This window comes from Nocardia sp. 149-1B (assembly GCF_057747975.1).
In genome coordinates this window covers 1,262,731-1,275,578 of the sequence record NZ_CM173233.1, presented here as the reverse complement: position 1 = coordinate 1,275,578, position 12,848 = coordinate 1,262,731, and the positions used below count along the sequence as shown (strand labels likewise).

Sequence of the window (12,848 nt, the reverse complement as noted above, 5' to 3'; positions counted from 1 at the left end):
GAACCGCAACCCCACACACGTCAGTAACAGAAAAGGAGCAGAGCAATGCCGATGAAGGGTATGGATGTCGAGGCCGGTCGTCAGTCGGCCCAGCAGATCACGCAGGGCGCCTCGGAGCTCGAGCAGCTCACCGGCCGCCTCACCCAGGTGATCGAAGGCTTCGAGTGGATCGGCCCCGACGCCGAGCGCACGCGTCAGGCCTGGCAGTCGGACTACCGCACGATGCTGACGCAGGTCGTCCACTCGCTGCAGGAGTTCTCCACGCTGATCAACAACCAGGCGCACGAGCAGGAGCAGGTCTCCAACTGACCTGACCGCGCTCACCACGACCGAGGGAGGCCCGACATGCAGAGCTGGATCCTGTCGCTGCGACCAGCTCCCGAGTCGGGCCTCCCGTCGGTCGACGTGCATGTCCGGGCCCGTCCCGGGGCCACGGTGGCAGACCTGGCCCGGGCGTTCGGACGGCACGTCGCGCCCGACCAGCCGCAGCTCCACCTGGTGCCGCTGGACGGCAACGTCCCCTGGCCCGCCGACCGGCCCCTCGCCGAGTGCGGGCTGCGCACCGGAGACCTCGTCGACGTGGTCTCCGCCCCCGCCTCGTGGCTGACCCGGGTCAGCAGCACCGCCCGGCCGCGTGCCGTGCTCCGGGTCACCGACGGCCCCGACCGCGGGCAGCGCCTGCACGTGCGCACCACGTCGTTCACCCTCGGCCGCGCGCCGACGTGCACGCTGCGCCTCTCCGACCCGCTGGTCTCCCAGCAGCACGCCCGGGTGATCCTCGGCGCCCGGCCGACCGTGTACGACGAGGGCTCGGCCAACGGCACGACGGTCGCCGGCGAACGGGTCACCAGCGCCCGCGAGATCGACTGGGGCACGCCGATCCGGCTGGGCCGCAGCACGCTGGTCATCGAGCCGGGCGAGGTGCCCACCGACGGCTCTGACGACGCGGCCGCGGTCTCGGTGTTCCGGCCGCCGCGGTTCGGAGACCCGCTGGTCGAGGAGGTCCTCGACGTACCCTCCCCGCCGGCCCAACAGCGCCCCTCGCCGCTGCCGTGGGCGATGCTGATGCTGCCGATGGTGATGGGCATCGCGATCTTCCTGCGCTCCCAGACGCCGTACGCACTGATCTACATGTTCGCGTGGCCGGTGCTCGGCGGCATGGGCTGGTGGCAGCAGCGGCGCCAGGCCCGCCGGCAGTTCGAGGAGGAGAAGGCCGAGTGGCGCCAAGACGTCGACGAGCTGCTCACCGTGCTCGACGACCAGGCCGCCCGGCAGCGCCGCCAGCTCCACGACGACTACCCCGACGCCGAGACCGTGCGTGCCCGGGCGGCCTCGCGCGACAAGTACCTGTGGGCGCGGGCCGAGGACCGGCAGGCGTTCCTCGTGACCCGGCTCGGGATCGGCACGGTCCCGGCGATGCTGCGGGGGTCGATCAAGGACGGCGGCGACCGTCCGTCGCGGCGTGAGGTCGCGGCCGAGCTCGCCGAGCGCGACACCCTCGACGACATGCCGGTGCTCGCCGACCTGGCCCAGCACACGGTGCTCGCACTGACCGGTCCCGACGAGGCGGTCGACGCGCTGGCCCGCTCGATGATGCTGCGGATCGGCTTCGACCACTCCCCCGCCGAGGTCAGCGTCGCCGGGTGCTTCGGCCGCGGCCGCCGACATCACGAGGCGTGGCTGCGGTGGCTGCCGCACGCGACCGCCCGCGTCGGGGGGCAGCCGCCGGTGGCGATCAGCGCCCGGGACGCCACCTCGCTGCTCGAGCACCTGGTCGCCGAGGACGGCAACTCCGGCCACACGATCTGCTTCGTCGACGAGCGCGCCGGCATCCCCCGCCGTACGGTCGAGGCGGTCGCGGCCGCCTCGACCGAGCGCAACCTCCACCTGGTCTGGCTGGGGTCCGACCCCGACGAGGTGCCGGCGGCAACGGGGCTGCGGGTCGACCTCACGACCGGCGAGGTGGGCGTCCGCGACCGTGGGGGCATCAGCCGCGTCGAGGTGCCCGATGCGGTGAGCCTGGACCATGCGTGGCGCAGCGCCCGCTCGATGACGGGGTACGTCGACGAGGCGGCCGTGCTGCCGGCGTCGACCGCGATCCCGGCAGTCGTGCGGCTGCCGGAGGTGAGCAGCGACTTCGAGGACCTCGACGACATCGTGGCCGTGCTGCGCCGGTGGAGCCAGTCCTCGGGCCTGCGCGCCCAGATCGGCGCCGGCATCGACGGGGTCGTCACCATCGACCTGCGCGAGGACGGCCCGCACGGCCTGGTGGCCGGCACCACCGGCTCGGGCAAGAGCGAGCTGCTGCAGTCGCTGATCTGCTCGCTGGCGCTCAACAACCCCCCGAGCCGGATCAACTTCCTGCTCGTCGACTACAAGGGCGGTGCGGCGTTCCGCGAGTGCGCCGACCTGCCGCACACCGTCGGCTACATCACCGACCTCACCCCGGCCCTCGTGCAGCGCGCGCTCTCCTCGCTGGGCGCCGAGATCACCGCCCGCGAGCACCTCCTGGGGCAGTACGGCGTCAAGGACCTCGTCCAGCTGGAGCGCGAGCACCCCGAGGCCGCGGTGCCGAGCATCCTGATCTGCGTCGACGAGTTCGCCGCCCTGACCAGCGAGGTCCCGGACTTCGTGGACGGCATGGTCAACCTGGCCCAGCGCGGGCGCTCGCTCGGCATGCACGTGCTGCTGGCGACCCAGCGGCCCGCGGGGGTGGTGACCGGCCCGATCCGCGCCAACACCGACCTGCGGATCGCGCTGCGGGTCTCCTCCGCCGACGACTCCCGCGACGTGATCGACTCCCCCGAGGCCGCGCGGATCTCGCGCCGGACCCCCGGCCGTGCGTGGATCCGGCGTACGGGCCACGGCACGGCGGAGCTCGTCCAGTCGGCGTGGACCGGCGCCCGCCAACCGGTCGACGCGACCGAGAACCCCGTGCGGGTGCAGCCCTTCTCGGCCTCCGCGCCCCTCGAGCACGGCCTGGGCGAGGAGGTGCGGCTCGACCCGCGCACCGACCTGGTGCGATGCGTGACCACGATCCGTACGGCGTTCGCCCGCACCGAGGCAGCACCGCCGAAGCGCCCGTGGCTGCCTGCGCTGCCGGCCGAGCTGCTGCTCGAGCCGGACCGGCTGATGGCCGAGGCCGGCGAGCGTCCCACCGGCCGCGTCGTGCTCGGCCGCATCGACGAGCCGAGCGCCCAGGCCCAGCCCGAGCTGCTGGTCGACTTCACGTCGGTCGGCCACGTGCTGGTCTACGGCGCTTCGGGGTCGGGCAAGACCGAGCTGCTCCGCACGACGGTCCTCTCGGCCTCGCTCGGCGACGCGTTCGGCGCGCAGCGGGTCGCGCCGTACGTCTACGGCCTCGACTACGCCGGCGGTGGCCTCTCCGCGATCGCCGGGCTGCCGACCGTCGAGGCCGTGGTGCCGGAGAGCCACCAGGGCCGGGTGCTGCGGCTGCTCCGGCTGCTCCGGCGCACCGTGGCCGACCGGACCTCCGCGCTCGCCAACCACGGCTGCTCCGACCTCGACGACCTGGCCCGCACCGGAACGGTACTGGCGCGGGTGTACGTCGTGATCGACAACCTGCCCGCCCTGGTGGAGGGTCTGGAGTCGGCGGGTGGCGTGGCTCGCGAGCACCTCGAGCACATCCAGAACGTGCTGCAGAACGGGCGCCGGGTCGGCATCCACGTGGTCGCGACGGCGCCGGGCCGGACCGGCGTGCCGACGGCGCTGGCGGCGACGTTCGGGCGCCGGATCATCCTGCGGATGACGACCACCGACGACTACCTGATGCTCGGCGTGCCGGGCAACGTCCTCGACGCCGACAGCCCGCCGGGAGCCGGCATGCTGAACCGGAGCGCGGTCCAGGTCGCCACCACCGGCGGAGCCGGTACGCCGGTGCAGGCCGAGCGGGTCCGCGCCATCGCGGACCTGTTGGGTGCGGTCGTCGCGGGACGCGGCGCTGCCCCCGTGCCGCCGATGCCCGCCCGGCTCGACCAGCACCTGCTGCCCGCGCCGTCCGGGACCCGGTTCGCGATCGCTGTGGACGCCGACGCGGTGGCGGTCGTCGAGGTCGACCTGCTGGGGGCGCCGGTCATCGTCGCCGGACGTTCACGGTCCGGACGCACCTCGGCCCTCGACGGCATCGAGGCGTTGGCGAGACGATCGGCGAGGCCGCCGCGGGTGATCCGCGTCAGCGACCCGGTGACGGCGGCCGCCGAGGTGGACGCTTGGAGGGCGGGCCGTGACCACGCGGGTGACGACTGGGCGCTGCTGCTCGTCGACGACGCGCACCAGTGGGACGCCCGGGCCGCGAGCGACGAGCCGACCCGCACCGCGATCGCCGCGCTGCGGCAGGCGATGACCGACCCCGGCGTCCGGCTGGGCGCGGTCGTCACGGCCGAGACGACGGCCGCCAAGCAGCGCGGCGGGACCGACGGCCTGGTGAGCGCCGCCCGACAGGGCCGGCGAGGTTTCATCCTCCAGCCGGAGTGGAACGATGGCGATGTCCTCGGGGTGACGGTGCCCAGCAAGACCACCGAACCACTCGCGGGCCCCGGCCGGGGCCTGTGGTGCGAAGGCGGCTCGACCTGGGTCGCACAGCTTCTCGCTCACGGGGGCGACTCCAGCACGAGCAGCACACCGCACACTCGGGAGGCGGGATGATCGCGGGCATCCGAGACCGGATCAGCAGGAGCCGACGGTCCGCACGCGGCACCGCCGAGCTCTCGGTCGTCGTCGTCACCGCGTCCCTGATCGCGGGAGTGCTGTTCGGCAACGGTGTGAGCCGCACGGCCGTCGACATCGCCGACGGCGTCACCTGGTTCACCGATGACCCCACCGGCGAGGTCATCGAGGTCAACCCCGCCACCGGTCGGCCCGAGGCGCGCATCCCGGTCGGCTCCGACGACGACGAGCTCGACATCGCGCAGTACGACGGGCGCCTGATCGTCACCAACCGGACCACCGGCGAGCTCACGTCGTTCGACCTCACCAGCATCCTGGCCTCGGGCCAGCAGCGGGTCTCCCGCGGGGGCGCCACCGACGTGCTGCAGCACGACGGCCGGGTGTTCCTGCTCGACCGCGACCGCGGGACGATCGCCGACATCGACCCGGTCACCACCGACCCGATCGGCGAGCTGTGGAGCTCGCCGGAGGGCATCGCGGACGCCGCGATCGACGGCTCCGGACGGATCTGGGCGATCGACCCGAAGGGCCTGCTGACCGAGCTGCGCTGGTCGGCCTCCAGCTCCGCCTTCGTCATGGGCGACACCCGGCGGATCGACCACAGCGGGCCGGGATCGGTGCTCGTCGGGCACCCGCACGGCGTCACGGTGTTCGGCCCCGAGGAGGGCATCGTCGTCCAGGTCGGCACCGGCCACGACGTGGTCGCCGACGCGATCCACCTCTCCGGCGACCTCGCCGTACCCGCCTCCTCCCCCGACGACCTGGTGCCGGCGTCCTCGCCCGACACCGGGACGGTCGCGCTGGTCGGCGACGGCCGGGTCCGCGAGGTCGAGGTAGGAGAGATCGGCTGCGAGGAGCCGGGCCGGCCGGAGGTGTTCGAGGGCCTCGTCTACGTGCCGTGCACCGGTGCGGGGCGCGTCATCCGCCTCACGCCCGACGGCCAGCGCGCCGGCGCCGACATCGAGGTCACCCAGGCCGACGGCGACCCCGACCTCGTCCTCGACGACGGCAACCTGCTGATCAACGTCCCGGGCGCCGACAAGGGTGCGGTCGTGCACCCCGACGGCACCGTGACGAGCATCGTGCGCTACGACGCCTCGCTCCAGCCGACGAACGGCGGTGACCAGGCGCTCGCCCCGCCGGTCCTGCCCCCGGCCGTGAACACCCTGCCCAGCGGGCCCACGGTCCCGGCCGGCCACGAGTCGGGTCCGTCCCAGCCCGAGCCGACCGGACCGCCGGACCCCACCGGTGCGCCGAGCGCCGGGGTGCTCCCGGGTCGCGGCCCCGACCCGGCGGGCCCCGAGGTCGACCCGAACGCCCCGCAACCCCTGCAGGCGCCCCGCGGCGTGACCGCCCGCGAGCTCCCCACCGGCAGCGTCCAGGTCACCTGGCAACACCTCGGCGACCCGGCCGACACCTTCACCGTCCAGGCGGAGGACGGACCGACGCTGGCCGAGGTCGACGGCGACGTGCGCCAGACCTCGGTGCCGGTCGAACCCGGCTCCCACCGGTTCACGGTGACCGCCATCCGCGACGGCGACCCGCCCGAGACCTCCGCGCCCTCCAACATGGTGACGACCTCCGGCCGGCCGTCGACCGTGACCGGCATCGTCGGGCACGTGCGCGGCAACCCGGACGACACGACCGCGGTCATCGACGTCCAGTGGAGCGCCGCCCAGGACAACGGATCGCCGGTCCTCTTCTACACCGTGGTGATGACCGACGCGACCGGCACCCAGACCCACGAGGTCACCGGCGCCACCAGCACGGAGTTCGTGACCAGCTGCGCGACCGTCTACTGCAACCCGAGCCCGGTCACCGTCCGCATCTCGGCGACCAACGCGAAGGGCGAGGGCACCGGGGTGAGCGCGGAGCTGCCGTACGACGGCCCCGAGGCACCGGCCCTGCCCACCGCCGGGCGACAGCTGGTCGCCTCCGCCACGCACAGCTGGTGGGGCCGCTCGTGGATGGGCCACGGCACGACGCGGCTCGTGCTCGCGCCGCCGCAGGACTGGCGCAACTTCTCGGGCACCTGCACCTGGACCCACGACGGCAACCAGGGAGGTGAGGAGACCGGGGAGTTCCCGTGCGACGCCACCAGCCTGCTGATCACCGTCGACACCGGGGTGATCCGCGGCGCCGACTCCGGTGTCCGCGAGCACACGATCGTCTTCACCGCGAGCAACGGCGGCGCCTCGGTCAGCAGCGAGCCGTACGCCTGGCAGACCAAGCAGGAGGTCGTGTGCTCCCGCTGCGCCTGACCGCCGCCGCCATCCCCAGCCCCCAGGAGTGACCGTGACCGCCCTCGCCTCCCCGTTCAGCCCCACCGAGGACGACATCGCCGAGTTCCGCCGGCTCCACCAGCGCCTCGGGGACGCCATCGAGAGCGCCGTGCACGGCAAGCGCGGCACGATCGACCTGGTCCTGGTCGCCACGTTCGCCGGCGGGCACGTGCTGCTCGAGGACGTGCCCGGCACCGGCAAGACCACGCTGGCGCGGGCGGTCGCCCGGGCGTTGGGCGGTCAGGTGCGGCGGGTCCAGTTCACCCCCGACCTGCTGCCGAGCGACGTCACCGGCACCACCGTGTTCGACCCCCGCGACGGCCAGGTGCGGTTCCGCCCCGGCCCCGTGTTCGCCAATGTCGTGCTCGCCGACGAGATCAACCGCGCCGCCGCCAAGACCCAGTCGGCGCTGCTGGAGGTGATGGAGGAGCGCACGGTGACCGTCGACGGCGCTGCCCACCCGGTGCCGGACCCGTTCGTGGTGATCGCCACCCAGAACCCCATCGACCTCGACGGCACCTACCGGCTCCCCGAGGCCCAGCTCGACCGGTTCCTGATCCGCACCTCGCTGGGATACCCCGACGCCGAGCACGAGATCGAGGTGCTGCGGCCCGGGAGCACCGCGGGCCGGGTCGCCGACGTACCTGCCGTGACCTCCCCCGACGAGGCCGCGGCCCTCGCGGAGCGGCTCTCCGGCCTCCACGTCGCCGACGCGCTGCTGCGCTACGTGCGCGACCTCGGCGTCGCGGTCCGTGAGGACCCGCGGGTGCGGATCGGCACGAGCACACGGGGCCTGCGCTCCCTCGTCCGGTGCCTGCAGGTGTACGCCGCCGCCCAGGGGCGCAACTACGTCGTCCCCAGCGACGTGCAGCGGCTCGCCGAGGCCGTGCTCGCCCACCGGACCGTGCTGAGCCGCGACGCCGTGCTCGCCGGGCACACGGCGGCCGGGGTCGTCCACGATGCTCTCGAGACCGTCCCGCCGCCCCAGCCCGACGAGGGCTGAGGTGGGCGCGACGTCACCGTGGGCGGCGCTGACCGTCCGGGGCCGCACCACGGGACTGCTGGCGGCGCTGCTGCTCGCCGCCGGGATTGCCTGGCACTACCCGCTGGTGGCCGGGCTGGGCGGCGCGCTGCTGCTCGTCGTGCTCGCCGAGGTCGTCTCGGTGCTGCTCACCGGCGACGTCACCGTCGACCGGGAGGTGAGCCCGACCGTGGTCGTGCGCCACGAGCCCTGCACGGGCACGCTGCTGCTGACCGGGCGGCGCCGCCGTGGCCTGGTCCGCTTCGACGCGATGGACGAGGTCGACGGCACGCTGGTGCCCGTGGGGCTGCCGGACGCCGGCCCGGCGGCCACGGTTTCGGTGAGCTACCCCATCCCCACCCCTCGGCGCGGGCTGCTGCCGGTCGGCCCCGTGCACCTGCGCCGGTTCGGCGTCGCCGGCATGGCCGCCGTGTCGAGCGCGACCGGTCGGGTCGAGCAGGTGCGGGTGCTGCCGCGGCGGGTGCCGCTCGGGTCGATGCTCCCGGGCCGGCGCCGCTCCCCCGCGGGCACCGACACCAGCCTCGAGTACGGCGGAACGGACCTGGTCGGCCTGCACGAGTACGCCATGGGCGACGACCTGCGCCGCCTGCACTGGGCGACCAGCGCCCGCACCGGCACGCTGATGGTCCGCGAGGACGCGGACCCGGCGGTGCCGCAGGTGCGGGTGCTGCTGGACGACCGACGGCGCAGCTACCACGGACCGGGTGAGCCGGGCGATCACTTCGAGGAGGCCGTCGAGCTGGTCGCGGCGCTGTGCCGGGCGGCCCTGGAGCGCGGCTTCCCGCTGCGCTTCGCCTCGCTGAGCGGCCGGCACCAGGTGACCGTGCCCGGCTCGGCGACCCGACAGCCCCAACGCGAGGCGCGTGACCTGGACTGGCTGCTCGCCGAGATCGACCTCACCGACGACCGGGTCGCCGCAGCCGAGCCGACCCCGGCCCAGGACGTGGCGGTGGTGGTGACGGGCGCGTCCGCGGACCGCCACGAGCTGTCCCTCCTGCTCGGTGAGGCGGCGTCCCGGGTGGTGGCCAAGGTCGACCCGATGCCGCTGGTCACCGCCGAGCAGCGCGCCGGGGTGCTGGTGCTGCGGGGGGCGGGCTCGCTCTCGTTGGCCGCCGCCTGGGACGAGGCCGCCGCCCGATGAGCTCCCCGGCACCGCGCTCGCCCTGGCTGCTCACCGCGTGGGCCGCCGGGCTGGTCGCCGTGGGCGGGATCGCGATCGCCGGGGCCTGGCACGGCTGGGTCCCGGTCGTGCTGATGCTGGCCGCCTGCGTGGTCCCGATGCTGGTGCTGCGTGCGGTGGTGACCCTGGGCGTGTCCCGGTGGGCGGCGACCTCGGTGCTGGCGCTGCTGCTGATGCTCACGGCGTACCTCATGGCGGCGCGCAGCGACACCAGCCTGACCGGCACGCTCACCGACTCGGTCCCCCTGCTGCTCACGTCACCGCAGCCCTACCCCCTGCGCGCCGACCTGCTGGCCGCACCGGTGCTGCTGGCGGGCCTGGTGTCGCTGTTCGCGGGCCTGCGGGTCGAGAGCCGGCACCGGGTCGGCCCGCTGGCGGGTGGGGCCCTCCTCTACGTCGCCGGGACGTTGCTCACCACCGGGCACAGCGATCCGTGGGGGCTCCTGGCCGTGCTGCTGGTCGTGCTCGCCGTGCTCGGCTGGGTGCTGCTCGACGAGCACCCCGAGCCGGCCCGGCGCCGGCTGGTCGTCGCGACGCCCGCGCTCGTGGTCCTCGTCGGGGCCCTGGCCTCGATCACGCTGGTGCCGGCCGAGCGCCCCTTCGACCCTCGCACGCTCGTCGACCCGCCCCTGACCGTCGTCGAGACCGCGAGCCCGCTGCCGCAGCTGGGCGCCTGGGCCAGCGACCCCGCCGCCGAGCTGCTCCGGGTCAGCGGCGACGCGGTCCCGCTGCGGCTGGTGACGCTCGACGAGTACGACGGAGCCCAGTGGCGGGCCGCCACCCGCTACGCACCGCTCGGCACCACCTCGACCCCGCCGCTGGCCGGTGAGCGCCGGCGCACCACCACGGTCTCGGTGTCCTTCACCGGGCTCGACGGCCACTGGCTGCCCTCGCCGGGCGACCCGGTCACCGTCACCCAGCCGGACGCGGTCGTCGACACCGCCACCGGGACGCTCTACGACCCTGCGAGCGAGCCCGGCACGACGTACGAGGTCACCGGCGTCGAGGACGTGCCCGACCCCGACCGGCTGTTGAGCGCCACGGTCCCCACGTCGGGGCGGGCGCTGGACTACCTGCGCCAGCCCGACCTGCCGCCGCCGCTGGCGGCGTACGCAGCGGCGGTCATCCCCAACGCCTCGCCCTACGAGCAGGCGCTCGCCATCGAGCGCGCGGTCCGGGAGGGGCGCCGGCTCTCGCCGCGGGCCATCTCCGGGTCGGCGTTCTGGCGGATCGAGCGGTTCCTGCTCGGGCGCGGACGGGGCTCCCAGGTCGGCACCGCCGAGCAGTTCGCCACGGCGTTCGCGATCCTGGCCCGCCAGGCCGGCCTGCCCACCCGCGTGGTCGTCGGGTTCCGTCCGGGCACGCCGCAACCCGACGGCACCCGCGTGATCCGCGGCCGCGACGCGCTCGCCTGGCCGGAGGTCTACTTCCAGCACCTGGGCTGGGTGCCGTTCTCACCGACACCCCACGACGACACCTTCACGCAGGGCCGCCCCGAGCTCGCGGACGCGCCGGCGGTCGACCCGGCCCCCACCACCGCTCCGAACGGACCCGGCGACAGCCCGGCGGTCGCCTCGAACGACGCTGAGCGTCCGGCACCCGCCCCGGCACCCGGCGGCCCGTCCTGGCCGCTCGCCGCCCTCGTCGGCGCCCTCGTCGCGGGCCCGTTGCTGCTCCTCGCCGCCGCACGTGGGGTGCGCAGCCTGAGGCACCGCCGCCGCGGCGCCGTCGGCGCGTGGGCGGAGGTCTACGACGCCCTGGTGCTGGCCGGGGCGCCCCCGGCCCGGTGGGAGACCGCGCCGGCCGTGGCCGCGTGGGCCGACCACCGCTTCGGCACCGAGGCGGCGACGGTGGTGGCCACCCGCGCCGAGCACGCGGCGTTCGGGCCCGCCGGAGGCGCGGTGCTCACCGCACCCGCCGCCGAGGTGCGGACGGTACGCCGCGCGGCCCGCGCCTCCGTGCCGTGGTGGCGGCGCTGGTGGTGGGCGTTCGACCCGCGGGTGCTGGGTCGCTGACCCGGCCGCGGGCGGGGATCAGGGGGTCACGCAGCGCGGCTTCGCGAAGCCGATGTCCTCGGTCACCAGGTGCACGGTCATCGTGAAGCAGGTGCGCTGACCCGGAGGGATCACGAACGGCACGGTCGCCTGGGTCTGCCCCGAGGGGAACTTGTAGGCGAGCTTCTCCTCGGGCACGACCTCCGAGAGCGCGAACCTGCCCTCGCCGTCGGTGGGGTCGTTCCACTTCAGGGTCAGCGAGGTCCCGTCGCTCTCGATGTCGAGGATGTCGAACGCGAGCTGCGGGTTCGCCCGGCGCACCTGCGGGTCGCCGGTCTCCACCGGTGAGGAGGAGAGCGTCTGGATCGGCTCGGCGAGGTCCCCCGGCGGCGGCGCCGGATCGGCGCCGTCGTCGTGGCGCAACGCCGCGCCCGCCACGCTCAAGGTGAGTCCGGCGAGCAGCGCGGCCCCGCCGAGACCGGCCAGGATCCAGCGGCGGCGGTGGCCCGGCTGCACCGGGGCCTCCGCGGGCTCGGGCGGCGCCGGACGGTCCTCGCGGGCCAGTGGCAGGGCACCGGCGTCGGCCGCCGGCTCCGGCGGCCGGGTGCTGGTCGGAGGCTCGTCCTCGACCTGCCGGGGGGCGTGGGCGAGCACCGAGAGCGCCACCGGGTCGGCGGCCGGGGTGACCGGCAGGGCCGGAGCCGGGGGGCGTGGCTCGCGCAGGGGCTCGACCGGCTCCGCCGGCGCGGTGTGCGGCGCGCCCGGCTGCCACGCCGTCACCCGCAGGCCCGCCAGGGCGTCGCGCAGCTCGGCGGCCGACCCCCACCGGTGGCCGACGTCCTTGGTCAGGCACCGGTCGACGACCTCGGCCAGGCGCTCGCCACCGGGGGCGCGCAGCGGCCGGTGCGCCTCGGTGCGGGCCCGCCGCAGGTAGGCGAGCGCGGAGTCCTCGTCGGGGTCGTCGCTGGCGAACGGCGGGCGGCCGTCGACCAGCGTGTAGAGCGTCGACCCCAGCGACCAGATGTCGTCGGCCTCGGTCGGCGGCTGGCCGTCGAGGATCTGCGGGGACGCGTGGCGGTAGGTGAAGGTCTCGACCGACGAGGTGTGCTCGGAGTCGACGAGCCGGGCGATCCCGAAGTCGGCGAGCACCCAGGAGGTCGGCAGCACCAGCACGTTCTGCGGCTTGACGTCACGGTGCAGGACCCCGTGGGCGTGCGCGAACGCCAGCGCGTCGGCGAGGACGGCGCCGATCGTCACGACCTCCTCGACCGGGAGGGGACCGTGGGACCGGAGCCGGTCGTGCAGGGACCCGCCCTCGTAGTGGTCCATGACGATCGCCGGGTGGCCCGAGTCGGTGGTCCCGGTCGCCAGGATGTTCACGATGTGCGGGTGCTGGCGGCCCAGGCGGACCGTGATCGCGATCTCGCGGCGGAAGCGCGCCACGGCGCGCTCGTCGTCGGTCTGCAGCACCTTGATCGCCACGTCGCGGTCCATCGCGACGTCACGGGCCCGATAGACCACGGAGTCGCCCCCGCGGCCGACCTCCTGCAGGTGGTCGTAGCCGGCGAGCGACTCCGTGGGCTCGGACGGTGCGGGTGCCGGGGCAGGCGGTCGCCAGGCGGCGTCCTCGCCGCCCACGACACCCGAGTGCCTGGTCATGCCGG

General features: G+C 75.0%; 7 protein-coding genes. 6 read left to right on the top strand and 1 reads right to left on the bottom strand.

Annotated features, from left to right (window positions below; genetic code table 11):
* Positions 1-45 precede the first annotated feature (45 nt).
* The 6 genes from AC3ANS_RS06080 to AC3ANS_RS06055 are packed head-to-tail and all read left to right on the top strand — an operon-like array spanning position 46 to position 11,205.
* Positions 46-309, top strand: coding sequence for a hypothetical protein (locus tag AC3ANS_RS06080; RefSeq protein ID WP_488295271.1), 264 nt, complete (start codon positions 46-48; stop codon positions 307-309).
* A gap of 36 nt (positions 310-345) precedes the next feature.
* Complete coding sequence (locus tag AC3ANS_RS06075; protein WP_488295270.1) at positions 346-4,665, top strand: type VII secretion EssC family protein; 4,320 nt, start codon at positions 346-348, stop codon at positions 4,663-4,665.
* Positions 4,662-6,947 carry a hypothetical protein gene (locus AC3ANS_RS06070; protein ID WP_488295269.1) on the top strand — a complete coding sequence of 762 codons (2,286 nt, stop codon included), beginning with the start codon at positions 4,662-4,664 and terminating at the stop codon, positions 6,945-6,947. The genes AC3ANS_RS06075 and AC3ANS_RS06070 overlap by 4 nt, the downstream gene beginning before the upstream one ends.
* Positions 6,948-6,981: 34 nt before the next feature.
* Entirely contained in the window at positions 6,982-7,971 is a 990-nt protein-coding gene (locus tag AC3ANS_RS06065) for an AAA family ATPase (protein ID WP_488295268.1), read from the top strand.
* A gap of 1 nt (position 7,972) precedes the next feature.
* On the top strand, positions 7,973-9,151 hold the full coding sequence (locus AC3ANS_RS06060) for a DUF58 domain-containing protein (RefSeq protein WP_488295267.1): 1,179 nt from the start codon (positions 7,973-7,975) through the stop codon (positions 9,149-9,151).
* On the top strand, positions 9,148-11,205 hold the full coding sequence (locus tag AC3ANS_RS06055; protein ID WP_488295266.1) for a transglutaminase TgpA family protein: 2,058 nt from the start codon (positions 9,148-9,150) through the stop codon (positions 11,203-11,205). Before AC3ANS_RS06060 ends, AC3ANS_RS06055 begins: the two co-directional genes overlap by 4 nt.
* An 18-nt stretch (positions 11,206-11,223) precedes the next feature.
* Here the strand turns inward: AC3ANS_RS06055 and AC3ANS_RS06050 are convergent, their stop codons facing one another.
* Entirely contained in the window at positions 11,224-12,843 is a 1,620-nt protein-coding gene (locus AC3ANS_RS06050; RefSeq protein ID WP_488295265.1) for a serine/threonine-protein kinase, read from the bottom strand.
* Positions 12,844-12,848: the final 5 nt, after the last annotated feature.

Excerpts from the sequence above, each read along its gene's own strand:
- AC3ANS_RS06080 (WP_488295271.1), top strand. The coding sequence starts at position 46 with ATGCCGATGAAGGGTATGGATGTCGAGGCCGGTCGTCAGTCGGCCCAG.
- AC3ANS_RS06075 (WP_488295270.1), top strand. The coding sequence starts at position 346 with ATGCAGAGCTGGATCCTGTCGCTGCGACCAGCTCCCGAGTCGGGCCTC.
- AC3ANS_RS06070 (WP_488295269.1), top strand. The coding sequence starts at position 4,662 with ATGATCGCGGGCATCCGAGACCGGATCAGCAGGAGCCGACGGTCCGCA.
- AC3ANS_RS06055 (WP_488295266.1), top strand. The coding sequence starts at position 9,148 with ATGAGCTCCCCGGCACCGCGCTCGCCCTGGCTGCTCACCGCGTGGGCC.
- AC3ANS_RS06050 (WP_488295265.1), bottom strand. The coding sequence starts at position 12,843 with ATGACCAGGCACTCGGGTGTCGTGGGCGGCGAGGACGCCGCCTGGCGA.